The sequence below is a fragment of the Pseudomonas sp. Pseusp21 genome (assembly GCF_059492145.1).
This window is the reverse complement of record NZ_CP168520.1, coordinates 2,666,105-2,680,792: the sequence shown is the minus strand read 5'-3', so window position 1 is coordinate 2,680,792 and position 14,688 is coordinate 2,666,105. Positions and strand designations below refer to the sequence as shown.

The following is a 14,688-nucleotide window of genomic DNA, read 5'->3' as shown; positions in this document are numbered from 1 at the left end:
GAGCCCATGAAAAAGGGCCGCGATCCAATGGATCGCGGCCCTTTTTTGTGCCCGTCAGTTACGCATCAAACCGCATCCAGCTCCGGCTCGTCGGCCTGGACATTGATGGTGGCCTTCACCACATCGTGGCGACGGATGTACTTCCAGTCCGCCTCGTCGATGTAGATACCGGCCGGGCCGCTGCCGCCTTCCAGGTCGATGGCGACACTGGCGCAGACCTGCGGCTTCACGCTCGCCAGAATCGGCACGAAGCCCAGTTGCAGGCTGGTTTCCAGCAGCGCAGCCTGGTTCTTCTCGTCGATGTCCGCCGCCTCGTCGAGGTAGTACGGCAGGCGCACGCGACCGGCCAGGTCGCGGTCCATCAAGTGCAGCAACAGGTACATGTTGGTCAGCGCCTTGATGGTCATCGTGGTGCCGTTGGACGCTGCGCCATCGATGTCGGTGTGGATAACCGGCTGGCCGTTGACCTTGGTGATCTCGAACGCCAGTTCGAACAAGTCCTTGAGACCGAGCTGGTTGTGGTTCGCCGCCACCAGCCGCGCCAGGTATTCCTTGGCCTCTTCGTTCTTGTTGTCCTGTTCCGCACTTTGGCTCAGGTCGAACACCGACAGGGTTTCGCCTTCCTCGTACTGACCGGCGCTGTGGATGATCTGGTCGATGTGCTTGAGCGCTTCCTTGTTCGGCGCCAGCACGATACGGAAGCTCTGCAGGTTGGACACCTGACGCTTGTTGATCTCGCGGTTGAACAGCGCCAGTTGGTGCTCGAGGCTGTCGTAGTCGCTGCGGATGTTGCGCAGGGTCCGTGCGATATCGGTCACGGCTGCACGACGGGCCTTGCCCAGGGTCAGGGCTTCGTCGGTACGGTGCGCGTAAGCGTTGATCAGCAACGACAGACGGCGCTCCATGTCGTCTTCACTGTCGAACTTGGCTACGCCTTTGAGGCGCACTTGCGCGTACAGCGCTTCGATCTGGCCATCGGCGCGCAGCAGGCCTTGCCAGCTGTCCTGATAGTCGTTGAGCAGCGGCAGCAGGTTGTCCATCGAATCGTCGACCGGATCCATGAACGGCGTACCGAACGGCAGATCCGCCGGCAACAGCTGACGGCGACGCAGGGCATCGTCGAGGGTGCGTTGCTTGGCTTCCATGTCGGCAATCTGCCGGCCGACCAGTTGCAGCTTGGCCGACAGCTGCTGGACGCGCTCGGTGAACGCATCGCTGGAACGCTTGAGTTCGTCCTGCGCGGCTTCCATCTGCGCCAGTTGTTCGAGCTTGTCGCCTTCTTCGGCGCTCAGGGTCTGGGTGCGGCGGAAGTCTTCCAGCGCTTTCTGCGCATCCAGCACCTGCTGGTACAGCGCTTCGGTCTGGGTCTTGCTCGCGGCGCGGTCGGCGGCCACCGCTTGCTGGGTCTTGAGTTGCTTAAGCTCTTTTTCCAGACGCTCTTTCTGGTCGCGCAACGCGGCACGGTCGGCCAGCGCTTGCAGGGCCGGCGGCTCGATGTGCGAGATGTCGATCGACAGGCCCGGCACTTCGAAACGCTCGCCCTTGAAGCCGTCGAGGATCAGCTCGACCGATTTCACCCACTCGCCGTTCTCGTCGAGGGTGATGCCGTGTTCGCCCAGCGGCAGGCTGAACAGTGCGCTGTTGAACAGGCGCATCAGGCGCTCGACGTCCTGCTGCGAGAATTCTTCCCGCAGGCGGGCGTAGCTGTTGTTGTCGGCGTGATCGAGTTGCTGCTTCACCGACTTCAGGCGTTTTTCCAGATCGCGAAGACGTTCTTCGAGATCCTCGGCGCTGAACTGGCGGGACTGCGCCAGCGCACCGGCCAGTTCGTCGTGAGCGTCCTTGGCCGCCAGCAGTTGTTGCTCCAGCACTTTGACGTCATCGACCAAGGCAAAGCGGTTCTTCAGCACCGACAACTCGCCGAGCCAGCGCTGGATGCCGGAGATTTCCCGTTCCAGACGCATGAGTTCCTGAGTGCCACCGCGCTGGTCGTTTTGCAGATCGTCCTGCTCGCGACGGTAGTGCTCGGCCTGAATGGTCAGCTCTTCCTTGCGCGCCGTGGCGTAATCCGACCAGGTGCCGAGCAACGAGTCGAGCAGCGGCGACAGGCGATGCAGTTTGCCGCGCAGTACATCGCGCTGTTTCACGCCGTTGGCCAAGGCTTCGACCAGCGGGCCGGCAGCCACCAGCGAGTTGTAGTCCTGTTCCATGCGACGTACATCGCGGAAGGCTTCTTCGCACGCCGCAATGTAGTCGACGCTGCCGGAACGCAGGCTGTGTTCGAACGCATCGAGGAACAGCTGCTTGAGCTTGGCTGCGGTGATTTCGCGCATGTGCAGCAGGTTGATGAACAGCGCGCGGAAGGTCTTCAGGCTCTGCTCGCTGGTGGAGCGCAGCGGGATCAGCGTCAGATCCAGCGGGATCGACGTGTGACCGCCAACCAGCAAGCGACGCAGCTCATCAGGCTTGAGTTCGTAGGCTTTCAGGCCTTCTTTCTCAAGGTTGCTGAATAGCTCTTTCTGCCGCAGGCAAGTGTCGTTTTTCTGGTAGTGCGCCAGATCGAGCTTACCGGCGTAGGCAAAGAACTGGTGACCGAAACCACCGCCCGGGCCGCGACCGACCACGCCGATCACGTGCGGGCCATGAGGCAGGTTCACTTCGACGAGGATGTAGCTGGTGTCGGAGGCAAAGTAGAAACGCCGGGACTGCTCCAGGCTGTACTTGCCGAAACTCATGTCCGACATGCGCGCCAAAATCGGGAACTGCAAGGCGTTGATCGAGGCGGATTTGCCGAGGTTGTTCGCGCCGTAGACCGACAGCGGTTCTTCCAGCGGGAACAGGCCGAGGCTGTAACCGGCGGTGTTCAAAAGGGCAAAGCGGCGGATGCCGTAGCGTTCCTGGCTCATGCGTCGGACTCCTGTTCTTCGGCAATGGCGCGGGCCAGTGCGTCTTCTTCGCTCTCTTCCTCAAATTCGCTGAGATCGAGCGGGTCGTCGGTGGCGAGGAATTTCGCCTCGGCCTCTTCGTCGATCAGCACCGGTGCCGGCAGCGGCAGAACGCTGTGCACGCTGGCCGCCAGGTCGCGGTCCTGCTGGACCGACAGGCAGACGTCGAGGAAACGGTGCATCGGCGGCAGGAAACGGTACACGCCGTTTTCTTCGCTGGCGAAACCGAGCTGGGTCATGCGGCGCATGATTTTTTCTTCGAGTTCTTCGACGGTCTGCACTTCGGCCTGGATGAACAGGTCGCGGTACTTTTCCAGCAGCGATGGCAGTTCTTCACGGCCGAGGCTGCCACCGTCGAGCACGGCGATCGGGTCGCGGCCCTGATCGGCCAGATGTTCGACCAGGATGAAAGTGAACAGCGCCAGACGCTGGGCAGTCTTGTTCACCGCCGCTGCGGCCATGTCCGGGACGAAGTAGTAGAAACCACGGGTGTCGCAGACCAGTTCGAAGCCCAGTGCCTTGAACAGCGTGCGGTATTGGTCCTGGAAGTTCGACAGTTGTGCGTACAGCTCCGGGTCGCGGCGGCTGACGTGGTAACCCTTGAACAGCTCGCGGAAGATCGGCGCGAGTTGCGACAGTTCGGATAGATCAAGATGCATTGGGGATGCTCGCAGAATCCTCGGCGGCGGTGTCGGCGGCCGAGAGCAGGGCGAAGGAGCGCAGGCTGACCTGGTGCTCGTGAGTGTGATATTCGCGGCGTTCCAGACGCTCACGCTTGAAGCGTTTTTCCCGCGACAGGCGCGAGAACCAGTAAAGCAATTCGTCGGTCGCGCCGTCCGGCTCCTGCTCCAGCAGCCAGGTCATCAGGTCCGGCATCGGCAGGGATTCTTCGCAGCGGTCGACCATTTCGCGCACGGTGCGCGGTGCACGCGGAGCATCGCCGGTCTTCTGTGATTTGTGCGCCTTGGGGAAACGCGCCGGTTTCGGCTCGAAACGGGCCAGGGCGTAGACGTAGGCTTCAACCTGGCTGGCGCTGCCGAGGAAGGTGCTTTGCGGCCGGGTGAACAGCGGCATCGCCGCTTGCGGTACGGCGTCGATGCCTTTGCGGCGGATCGCGGCCAGCGCCAGCGCAGCGCCACGGGTCACGGCGTTGTGTCGGCGGGCTTCTTCACGTAGCGGCAACAGCAATTCCCGAGCGTGACGCAAGGTCAGCTGGGCGCTGGTCTGCATTTCGAGGATGCGCGCGTGGGTGCGCAGCAGCATGTCGTCATCGACCAGATGGCCGAGGCGCTGCTGTTCGCTGAGCATCTTCAGCAGCACGGTTTCGACCTTGCGCACGCCTTGCTCGAAGGCGCCGTCGGCGTTCACCAGATCGATCATCGGCTCGACATATTCGTCCCAGGTCGCCAGCACTTCGGCATAACGCTGACGCAGCGGGATCTGCCGGTCGCTGGTCTTGGCCCGTTCGGCCACGGCCACCAGCGCCTGTTCGTCGTTGTCGAGTTTCTTCAGAACGTCGCGCACGCGCATGTCGAGCAGACGCAACTGACGCGCCAGATCATTGCCGTCACGGACATCGAACGCGTCCTGGATATAACCGGCCAGACGCTCGAGGTGACGCAGATAGGCTTCGATTTCCAGGCACAGGCCCAGACGGTGTTCCCGGCGCAGATAGGCGAGGAAGTCGTGGATCTGTGCATTGAGCTCGAAACGGTTCGGGCTTTTCGCCACGGGAACCAGAATGTCGAGGCGGATCCACACGTCGAGCAGACTGGTGATGTCCTGCGGCGTGCTGTCCAGTTGTTGGGCGGCCAGTTGCGTGCGCAGTTCGTTGAGGCTCAGGGTGCCCTGGTCGAAGTGCTCGCACAGTGGCTCCAGAAGTGCCCAGTGTTCAGCGAGGGCGCGCAAGACGCGCTTGGGTTCGATCATCGGAATGGCCGGCTGGTTGGCGATTAAAAGCCGCGATTGTACTGCATCACGAAGGATGCGATTCACTCTCGGGACGGGCTGTCGCTTTTCTTTGCGTCAAGGTATCGATCAACAGCGGGCGATCTTGAGCGAAGGGCTGTAGAATCAGCGCACTTCAGTTATCCACAAGTGGCCGACCCTTGCTAATCGAGTCCCGCCGCCGCGCCTATTTGAACGCCATGCAGGTGGTCAACTGGCTGCCGCGCACCGAATTGCCCTTTGCCGCACCGTCGCGGCCCGAGCTGCTGGACATGCCCGAGCCCGAGATTGCCGCGCCGGTGATTCCGGCAACCCCGGCCGAAGCGCCGGAGCAGCCGGCCGCGCGTCCGGTCGAGCGGCCGAAGATCGAGGTTCCGCGACCTTCGCTGGCCAGCACCCGTACGGGCGCCAAACCGGTCGAAGAAGTCGACGACACACCCGTGGTGGCCAAGCCGGCGCCGGTACCGCCACCGCGTTTCGCCCTGCAATTGCTGCGCGCCGGACGTTGCCTGCTGCTGGTGGAGTTACCCACAGGCGAAGCCTTCCAGTCGCGCGATCCTGCTTATCTGTTGCTCAAGGACATGCTGCGTGCCGCCGGCCTGCCGGACGCGCCGCAGATTGTCGGTGAGCCGGTGCGCTGGCCATGGCTGAATCGCGGCACGATGGATCAGGGACCTGAAGCGGCCCGGGATTTCGTCCAGGGTTTCCTGTCGGTGCAGATGGAGGCGGCGCCGTGCGTCTGCCTGTGGCTGATCGGCCTGCCGGCGGTGCGCTTTGCCGGTGAGGCGGATGCCGAGGCGTTCAACCGTGAATTGCAAATCGAGGGTCTTGGCCTGGCGTGGGCCGTGCCGGGGCTGGAATTGTTGATGGAAGAGCCACAGCGCAAGGCCGCCGTGTGGCAAGCCATGCGTCGGCTGATGGCGCGCTGGAAAGAATCGAATGAGTGACGCTGTATCGTTTCGCCCGATGACCGAGGCGGATCTGGACGCTGTGTTGAAGATTGAATTCGCCGCGTACAGCCATCCATGGACTCGCGGGATTTTTCTCGACGGCCTGGGCAAGTACCAGATCTGGCTGATGTTCGAAGGCGAGCAACAGGTGGGACACGGAGTGGTGCAAATCATTCTGGACGAGGCGCATCTGCTCAATATCACGGTCAAGCCGGAAAACCAGGGGCGCGGGCTGGGGCTGACCCTGCTCGAATACCTGATGTCACGCGCCTACGCCGCCAATGCCCGGGAATGTTTCCTGGAAGTGCGCGACAGCAACACCTCGGCGTTTCGCCTGTACGAACGTTATGGCTTCAACGAGATCGGCCGGCGCCGGGATTACTACCCGGCGGTCGGCGGGCGTGAAGATGCCGTGGTCATGGCTTGCACGCTCGTCGACTGATCGCGGCAGGAGTCCTCAGCGCTTGCGATCCAGCGGATCGCGGCGCGCCAGTTCCGCTTCATCCAGCCCATTGCCGCCGCCGATGTCGTCCTCGTCGACCACGCTCAGATCCCAATCGGCCTGATTGCCTTCTCCGAGTTCCTGGGCATCCCGGGCACCGTCCTCATGGATCAGGGTTTCCGGGCTGAGGTCGTCGTCGGTGGGCTCGTGATCGGCGGTCGATGCCCCGGTCAAACCGGCTTCGCGCACGCGCTCGCGTGGCATAAGCTGCTCGCGCTCGCGTTCGGGCAGTTCATCGCCGATCTTCGCACTGGGCTGTTCGTCGTCGAAGTCCAGCTCGTGCACCGAACCCATGCGGTCTTCGTTGTCATCGATGGGCTCCGGTTGCACCGCATCATATGGACGTCGTGAATCAGTCATGGCAAATCCTCATACTGTGGGCCTTACTGAGGTGGACTCACCGGGCGCACGAGAATTCAAAGCAAATCACCCGCGATTCCTGCGTGACCCCGACGGGCGGTCGACTGTCCTACCAGCGCATCTTTCTTGAGGCCTTACAGCATGCATGACTTACAAGACCTGATTGATAACAACGAGCGTTGGGCTGACGCGATCACCAAGGAAGACCCGGATTTCTTCGCCAAGCTGGCCCGTCAGCAGACGCCTGAATATCTGTGGATCGGCTGCTCCGACGCACGGGTGCCGGCCAACGAAATCGTCGGCATGCTGCCGGGCGATCTGTTCGTTCACCGCAACGTCGCCAACGTGGTGCTGCACACCGACCTCAACTGCCTGTCGGTGATCCAGTACGCGGTGGACGTGCTCAAGGTCAAACACATCCTGGTGACCGGGCACTACGGCTGCGGCGGCGTGCGGGCTTCGATGCAGGATCGCCAGTTCGGCCTGATCGATGGCTGGCTGCGTTCGATCCGCGACCTGTACTACGAAAAACGCGAAGAACTGGCCAAGCTGCCGACCGAAGAAGAACAGGTCGACCGTCTGTGCGAACTCAACGTGATCCAGCAAGTGGCTAACGTCGCCCACACCAGCATCATCCAGAACGCCTGGCATCGCGGGCAGAGCCTGTCGATCCACGGCTGCATCTACGGCATCAAGGATGGTCGCTGGAAAAGTCTGAACACCACGATCAGCGGTTTCGAGCAATTGCCGCCGCAGTACCGTTTGCGTCCGGTCGGCGCGCCTTGATCGGTCGTTCAGCGTAAACCTTGCCGACGCCGCCAGTTCAGCAAATAGCGCTGGCCTTCACGATTGGGTGTTTCGTCGTAACCGGTGATCCACCCACGGCAGTTCGAGGACCCGCAACCACAGGCAAACTGCCGCAGCAGTTTGTCTTCGGTGGCGGTGTAATCGATGGTCAGCCTTTCACCCTCCACAATATCGCGCAGGGCCCACACCCATAACTCGCTCATGTCGAGAAAGGTGTTCGGGTCGCAGCAATGCTCGAATGCGCCACAAAAACGCGGGTCGTACAGATGGATGCCGGCCAGCAGTTGCCTTGTCTGCCGGCAGCGATAGGGCAGCAGTTGGCCCGAAAACCGGCATATTCGAGTGATACGCAGAAATTCTCGGCACGCTACCACAGCGATGGCCAAGCCCTCGGGATCGTGAACAATCTCGAAATCCTGCTTCGACGGAAATCCCAGGCGGACGGGGAGTCCGGCAAAAGGATAAATGCCCTCTGTATCGCGTGCCGGTTTACCCGATAATGCGTAAGTGTTCATAACGCTCCCTGTTGGCTCGGTGTCGCGACATCCCTCGGCTGACGTCCTGTCAGTCCTGCAACACAGTGATTGGATCCAAGATCTCCTAAATGATACTGGCGGTCTACTGTCAGATCTGACAGGCGAGATAGACGCTTTCCCGAGTCAGCCAAGGCTGACACGGGAAACGTTGGCGGTTTAGAGCGCGGGGGCCGGTGCGGAGGTGGTCGGCAGCGGACTATTGAGTTGTTGCAGCTGAGTCTTGATCGGCGCAGTGGCGCACTTGGCCGTGGCCTGTTCTGGGCTCAGGTTGCGGATCGAGGTGTAGAACAGTTCGCAGGTCTTGACCTTCTGCGTCACTTGCCAGGTCTGCGTGCAGCTGTTGAGCAGTGTTTTCGGGTCGGTACCCGGTTTGCTGCCCATCCCGGCCTGCCAGCAGGCGGCGCTCAAGTCCTGCCCCATCACCTTCAGACCCGCGGCATCGGCCTTGGCCTGGGCATCGTCGCCGGTGTAGCTCTCGGGATCGGCGGCATACCAGATGTAGCTCGGGTGGTTGGAGCCCAGCACCGGCACATTCACCCCCGCGCTCGGGCTGATGCTCGCCAGGCCCAGCACATTCACGGTTGCACCATATTGCTGCTTGAGCCAGTTGCGCACCGGCGCACCGAAGGCAACCATCGGCAGCGCGGCACCGCTGGCGTTCTGGCTGACCTGCTTGACCATGGTGGTCTGGTAATCCTTGAAGTAGTCGTACACGCCTTCCAGATCCTTGCCGGCGCTGGCGGGTGCGGCAATCGGGGCGATGTCGACGATGGTCTGGTAGGCCGGCGTCTGCTCGGCGGGGATGCCATTGTCGGTCAGCAGCGCGGCCCAGCGGTCGGTGGTGTTCGAGCGCAGGTAATCCTGGGCCTGGGTCAGTGAGTAATCCGGCGGGAAGTGCAGCAGCTCGACACTCTTGCGGTTTTCCAGGGCCATGCCCAGTGGCAGGAACAGGTACCAGCTGTACGCCCATTTGCCGTCGGCGTTGAGCTTGCTGGCGCCGGTGTAGGCCAGATCGCCGGCGTCCAGCAGCGCGGTCAGCGGTTTGTCGTAGCCCTGTGGTACACCGCTGATTTCGGCATAGAGCTGATCGTTGTCGTTTTTCACCAGCACCTTGGCGTTGGTGTAGCCGTCACGCTGCACGCTCTGGCTCAGGTAATGGGCGACGGTCTGCTCCAGCGTCCAGTTGCGAAAGCAGATCACGCTGCAATTGTTGGGGTAGGCGAAGAGGCGGGTGACGCGTTCGGTGCTGCCCAGTTTCAGGTCGACATCGGCGTGGGCCGCAGCGCTCAGCGTGAGCGCCGCGAGGGTGAGGCCTGCAAGTTTCAACATGCTCAGATCCTTTTCAGCGAGGGTAAAACCTTGGTGGAGGGGCAATCCGGCCCGCATCAAGCCTAGCCGGGGAACAGATGTTTCAGCGAATAACCAAGCTGACTCGCAAGAATCACGCCGGTCATGACCACCAGAAACAGCAATTGCAACGGGCTGAAATGCGCCCAGTGCAGCGCGGTCAGCCATGGGTGCTTGTCGCTGAACTCCGGGTCGAGCGTGCCGATGCGCCGCTTGTGCCAGAGCCCGATCACGATTACGCCGATGTAGGTGAAGGCTCCCAAGGCACCGAGCATGACCGAGAACAGCAGGATCATGACGGCTTGCGGCACGCCATGGCGCAGCACGAGCCAGCGGGTGTCAGGATTCCATCGGCGTGGAATGACTCTTTCGGTCAACCACAGGTCCTGAACGATCAAATGGGCGCTGATCAGAAACCAATAACTCAGGCCGATCCGGAAAAACCACACAGGAACGCAGGCGAAGGCCAGGGGAATGACGATGCTCATCGCCGTGGTTTTGTGCTCGGCGGGCAGATAGAACAGCCACAGTGCTAACGCTATCGCGGCCCAAGACCGCAACCAGGTTTCGGCGGCGATGTAGCGCGGCAGAAACCGTCGCCAGTAGAAAACGTCGGCATAGGGCAAGCGGGCAAGCAGGTCGGGGAAGCGCCACTTGAGGGTTTCCGACAACTGTTGGCAGGCCTGCCAGTCCGCCGGAATGAAGCGGTCGGTCAGGTCTTTGTGTTGCCGCGGCTTCATCGGGCTGATCAGCATGCGCGCGGCCAGCGCATCGGGCGACCCGTTGCGCTGATCTTCGGCCCGGGAGCAAAGAGTGTCGTAGAGGCTTTCCTGGTTGCAGCGCTCGATCAGCGCCTGCCAGAGCCAGTCCGGTTGCGGATGAATGCCCTTGGTGTCGTCCCAGCCAAATAATTGGGAGATACGGTCGAACAGCGGAACGCTCCACTCTCTGTCCTGCAGCAGTTGCAGAATGATCTGCTGCCAGTGTTCCCGACGGTCGAACACCTGGAGCCAGGGTTGGGCCGTGTAAGTCTTGAGCAGCGCGAGAAATTCGCGCTCGTTTTGCGAGGCGAGGAGGGTTTCCAGCGATTGCCGGTAATCCGTCAGCAACTCGTTGGCGAGAATGCTGCGCTGCCCGTCGCCGATAACGATTTCCTGCCAGGGGCCCAGCCAACCGAGGTGCTGCACCGCCCAGCGGGCAATCGATAGGCGCAGGGCGGGCTGATCGAAGCACAACGTCAGCAACAATGTCTGGAACGCCTGCGCACAATCCTGCTGGCGCGCTTGCTCCCAGCGCTCGTCCAGGTTGGCTTCCGAGAGGCCGTTCAGCAATTGCGATGCGGCTTCAATGGCCGGGTCGGCAGTCGGCTGCTCGGGTTCCAGGTTAAGAGGCTCCGGATTCAGGGGCTGTACCCGCAAGATCGGCGACTCGAGCGGTGCTTCGGGCGCGGCCGGGGTCACCGGTTCGAATAGCGCCGCAGGGTAATCCCACGCATCGGTCCCTGTCTTCTGCAGCGGCTGGGCCATGGACTGCTCCTGTGCCGCCAGCGCGGCGATACCCGGAGCAAGCATGACGTCGCCGTGCTCGTCGGTCTCCTCGTTTTCAAGGCGCCACTGGGCAATCGACAGAGCACGCTCATAGGCCTCGCGCAGGCGCTGGAAGCCTGCGGCATCCTCATCGGGCCGGAAGACTTTCAGCAGACGCGCATAGCTGCGCTTGATATCGCGCAGCCCGGCGTCTTCGGGCAGTTGCAGGACGGACCAGCATTCCATGTCGTGCTTCCTTACTGCCAGGGGCTGCGGTCGAGGGCGCTCAACTGCTTGCTCAGTTCGGTGCGGGTCTCACGGATCTGCCGCTCGTCCTGAGAGTCCAGGGCGTGCTGGAATTGCTTGGCCCAGTGGCCGATCTGATCACGCAGGTCGCCCAGGCTTTCCTGATACAGACGTTCCAGCCGCGCACTGAGCAGGGTGTTCACCTGTTGCTCGCGCGGATGGATCTTCAATTGCGCCAGAGCTTGCAGACGCTGCTGGATTTCCTCGGGCGTCAGCACGCCGGGGTTGTTCTCGATGACCAGCGAATGCTGCTGACCGGTCAGGGGGATGCTGACCTGGGCCTCCAGCAAACCGTTGTTGTCGTAGGTGAAACGCACATCCAGCTCGACTTCGCCGGCCTTGCGCTTGGGCACCTTGATGTCCAGTTGGCCGAGCGCCACGTTGTCTTTGACCAGGCGGCTTTCGCCCTGAAAGATTTTCACGACGACCTGTTCCTGGTTGTCGTGAAGGGTCTGCACGGTTTTCACCCGGCTGACCGGAACGATGCTGTTGCGTTCGATGATCGGCAGGTAATGACCGCTCTCATACTGGCGACCGACCTGGGTGGAGGTCTCGATCCCCAGGGTGTAGGAGCAGACATCCGTAAGAACCACTTCTTCCAGCGCGGCCGAACGGGCCTTGAGTGCCGCTTGAATCGCTGCGCCCTGGGCTACTACCTGATCCGGATCGAGGCTGATCGACGGGAAACGGCCGAACAGCCCGGCAGCCAGTTTGCGCACCAGCGGCATGCGGGTCGTGCCGCCGACCAGCAGGATTTCGTCGAGGTCGCTGACGCGGATGCGTGCGTCGCGCAGGGCCCGTTCGATCGGCGCGCGCAGGCGTTCGAGCAGCGGCATGTACAGCGTCGCCATTTGCGCCTGGGTGATGGTCTGGGTCCATTGCTTTTCGCCGACCTGCAATCTGAATTCGGCGCTGGCGTCCTGGCCCAATGCGCGGCGTACACGCTCGGCTTCGCGGCGCAGCGGCTGGAGGATGCTGGAGCGCTCGGGGAAGTCCGACACGTTGCGATGCTGATCGATAAAGTGCTCAAGCAGTACGTTGTCGAAATCCTCGCCGCCGAGGAAGTTGTCACCGGCGCTGGCGCGCACTTCCATGACGCCTTCGAAGAGTTCGAGAATCGACACGTCGAACGTACCGCCGCCCAGGTCGAACACCAGGAACGAGGTTTCCTTGTCCCGCTGGTGCAGGCCGTAGGCGAGTGCGGCGGCGGTGGGTTCGTTGATCAGCTTTTCGACTTTCAGGCCCGCCAGCTCACCGGCGATGCGCGTGGCCTTGCGCTGGGCGTCGCTGAAGTAGGCCGGAACGCTGATCACGGCTTCCGTGACGGTCTGGCCGTAGGTGCGCTCGACGTCTTCTTTCAGGCTCTTGAGCACCAGCGCCGACAGCTCTTCCGGGCGGAATTTTTTATCCCCGAGGTAAACCTCCGTGGCGCTGCCCATGTGTCGCTTGAACAGCGAAACCGTCAGGCGCGGATGAGTGTGCAGACGCTCACGGGCGGCTTGTCCGACCAGAATCCGGCCCTGATCGTCCAACCCCACCACGCTGGGTGTCAGGAACTGCCCCAGGGCGTTGGGCACCAATTCAGTGGCGTCGCCGCGCCATACGGCAACAAGGCTGTTGGTGGTTCCCAGGTCAATCCCGACGATCATTGCAACGAACTCCCTTTGCGCTCAGACAAAAAATGAAACAGATATTGGCGCGCAAGAATATTACCGAGGCAGTGGCGCGGTAAAGAAAGATGATGGCGCTGAGCCATTATTTGCGACAGGCAACCGCAGAAGGGATCGTTCGGGGCGTTTTTGTGGAGGAGAAAGACAGGGCGCCGGAGCCGGCACCCTGTCGTCATCGTTTACGGCATCACGGGCGGTAGATAGGAAAGCGTCGTGCCCAGCGCCCACAGCAGCACCAGCACCAGCGGCGTGTGCACCAGCAATTGCACGAACGAGAAGCCGATCAGATCCCGCGCCTTGAGCCCCAGCACGCCCAGCAGCGGCAGCATGTAGAACGGGTTGATCAGGTTCGGCAGGGCTTCGGCGGCGTTGTAGATCTGCACCGCCCAGCCGAGGTGATAGTTCAGATCGTTGGCCACCTGCATCACGTACGGCGCCTCGATGATCCACTTGCCGCCGCCGGACGGAATGAAAAAGCCGAGAATCGCCGAGTACACGCCCATCAGCAGTGCATAGGTGTCGTGGGAGGCAATGCTGACGAAGAAGGTCGAGATGTGATGGGCCAGAGTCTGGGCGTCAGTGCCCTTGACCGTGGTCATCAGCGCCGCAATCGAGCCGTACAGCGGGAACTGGATCAGCACACCGGTGGTGGTCGGAACGGCGCGGGACACCGCGTCGAGGAAACTGCGCGGGCGCCAGTGCAGCAACGCGCCGAGCATGATGAACAGGAAGTTGTAGGTGTTGAGCCCGGAAATCGCGGTGATCGCCGGTTTGGTCGAGAACTCGTGGAACAGCCATCCGGCCGCCAGCAGCACCAACAGGATGATCAGCAGCGGGCTGTGTTCCAGCCATTCGCCGGGGCGAGTACGAGGTTGCAGCGGCGGCAGGTTGAAGGCCGGGTCGATGCCGCAGGCCTTGGCGTCACGCGCCGAGTTCGGGCCGGGTGCGGTGGCGTAGGCGATGATGATCGAAATCACGATCAGCGCCAGCAGCATGACTCCCGACTGCCAGAGGAAAATCGTCTGGGTGAACGGAATCACCCCGGTGATCGACAGGATCGACGGCGGCAGGCTGGCCGGGTTGGCCTGCAACTGCGCGGCGGACGACGACAGGCCCAGCGCCCACACGGCGCCGAGGCCAAGGTAGGCGGCGGCACCAGCGGCGCGATAGTCCATTTTCAGATCGGTGCGGCGGGCGAGGGCGCGGACCAGCAGACCGCCGAACACCAGCGACAGGCCCCAGTTGAGCAAGGACGCGACCATCGAGATCAGCGCGACCCACGCCACGGCGGAGCGGCCGTTCTTCGGGATCCGCGCCAGGCGATCGATCAGCTTCACGGCGGGCGGCGAACTGGCCACCACGTAACCGCCGATCACCACAAAGGCCATCTGCATGGTGAACGGGATCAGGCTCCAGAATCCGTCCCCGAAGGCCATGGCGGCGTCGGTGGGTTTGGCGCCCATGGCCAGGGTCGCCAGGGCGACGATGATCACCGCCAGTGCGGCGAACACCCAGGAGTCGGGAAACCAGCGTTCGGCGAAACTTGAACAGCGCAAGGCAAAGCGCGCAGAGCGGCTATCTTCGATATCAACGGCCACGGGAGTACCTCGGATTTTTATGTTTATTGTGGTCTTCGGGGCTTGGCCGGCCCGTCTGGACAGGTGCCAACAGTAAATCAACCGGCGGATTTTTGTGACCGTGTTTTGCTGAATCAGACTATGGTCTAACGGGTTGTCCGGCGGCCCGTTTGCGTAGACCATGGGCGCCTTGGTTTTTTGCCTGCCAGAGTTCT

Annotated in this window: 12 protein-coding genes; 3 read left to right on the top strand and 9 right to left on the bottom strand. The window is 62.1% G+C overall.

Annotation, left to right across the window (positions count from 1 at the left end):
* Positions 1 to 65: 65 nt before the first annotated feature.
* The 3 genes from mksF to mksB are packed head-to-tail and all read right to left on the bottom strand — an operon-like array spanning position 66 to position 4,874.
* A complete protein-coding gene (gene mksF, locus ACEN93_RS12105; RefSeq protein ID WP_490841830.1) occupies positions 66 to 2,906 on the bottom strand; it encodes an Mks condensin complex protein MksF in 2,841 nt (946 codons plus the stop codon).
* Positions 2,903 to 3,604: an Mks condensin complex protein MksE gene (mksE, locus tag ACEN93_RS12100; RefSeq protein WP_011335946.1), complete on the bottom strand. Its 702-nt coding sequence runs from the start codon at positions 3,602 to 3,604 to the stop codon at positions 2,903 to 2,905. Before mksE ends, mksF begins: the two co-directional genes overlap by 4 nt.
* Complete coding sequence (mksB, locus tag ACEN93_RS12095; RefSeq protein ID WP_170928981.1) at positions 3,594 to 4,874, bottom strand: Mks condensin complex protein MksB; 1,281 nt, start codon at positions 4,872 to 4,874, stop codon at positions 3,594 to 3,596. The genes mksE and mksB overlap by 11 nt, the downstream gene beginning before the upstream one ends.
* A gap of 218 nt (positions 4,875 to 5,092) precedes the next feature.
* Here mksB and ACEN93_RS12090 point away from each other — a divergent pair, with 218 nt between their 5' ends.
* Both ACEN93_RS12090 and rimI read left to right on the top strand, forming a co-directional pair.
* Positions 5,093 to 5,839 carry a hypothetical protein gene (locus ACEN93_RS12090; protein WP_039766385.1) on the top strand — a complete coding sequence of 249 codons (747 nt, stop codon included), beginning with the start codon at positions 5,093 to 5,095 and terminating at the stop codon, positions 5,837 to 5,839.
* On the top strand, positions 5,832 to 6,284 hold the full coding sequence (rimI, locus tag ACEN93_RS12085; RefSeq protein ID WP_039766383.1) for a ribosomal protein S18-alanine N-acetyltransferase: 453 nt from the start codon (positions 5,832 to 5,834) through the stop codon (positions 6,282 to 6,284). Before ACEN93_RS12090 ends, rimI begins: the two co-directional genes overlap by 8 nt.
* 15 nt (positions 6,285 to 6,299) lie before the next feature.
* Here rimI and ACEN93_RS12080 read toward each other — a convergent pair whose 3' ends face one another.
* Positions 6,300 to 6,704, bottom strand: coding sequence for a serine kinase/phosphatase (locus tag ACEN93_RS12080; protein ID WP_495611452.1), 405 nt, complete (start codon positions 6,702 to 6,704; stop codon positions 6,300 to 6,302).
* Positions 6,705 to 6,845: 141 nt separating this feature from the next.
* Here ACEN93_RS12080 and can point away from each other — a divergent pair, with 141 nt between their 5' ends.
* Positions 6,846 to 7,490, top strand: coding sequence for a carbonate dehydratase (gene can, locus ACEN93_RS12075; protein ID WP_007951756.1), 645 nt, complete (start codon positions 6,846 to 6,848; stop codon positions 7,488 to 7,490).
* Between the two features lie 8 nt (positions 7,491 to 7,498).
* On the opposite strand, the gene ACEN93_RS12070 is transcribed toward can, so the two are convergent.
* The 5 genes from ACEN93_RS12070 to ACEN93_RS12050 form a co-directional block, all read right to left on the bottom strand.
* Positions 7,499 to 8,026, bottom strand: a complete 528-nt coding sequence (locus ACEN93_RS12070; protein ID WP_039766379.1) for an SET domain-containing protein-lysine N-methyltransferase — start codon at positions 8,024 to 8,026, stop codon at positions 7,499 to 7,501.
* A 177-nt stretch (positions 8,027 to 8,203) separates the two neighbouring features.
* Positions 8,204 to 9,376 (bottom strand): hypothetical protein, encoded by a 1,173-nt coding sequence (locus ACEN93_RS12065; RefSeq protein ID WP_085668212.1) that lies wholly within the window; start codon positions 9,374 to 9,376, stop codon positions 8,204 to 8,206.
* A gap of 62 nt (positions 9,377 to 9,438) precedes the next feature.
* A complete protein-coding gene (locus tag ACEN93_RS12060) occupies positions 9,439 to 11,166 on the bottom strand; it encodes a J domain-containing protein (RefSeq protein ID WP_085668211.1) in 1,728 nt (575 codons plus the stop codon).
* 11 nt (positions 11,167 to 11,177) lie between these two features.
* Complete coding sequence (locus tag ACEN93_RS12055; protein WP_495611451.1) at positions 11,178 to 12,875, bottom strand: molecular chaperone HscC; 1,698 nt, start codon at positions 12,873 to 12,875, stop codon at positions 11,178 to 11,180.
* 200 nt (positions 12,876 to 13,075) lie between these two features.
* Positions 13,076 to 14,494, bottom strand: coding sequence for a short-chain fatty acid transporter (locus ACEN93_RS12050; RefSeq protein WP_007951749.1), 1,419 nt, complete (start codon positions 14,492 to 14,494; stop codon positions 13,076 to 13,078).
* Between the last annotated feature and the right edge of the window lie 194 nt (positions 14,495 to 14,688).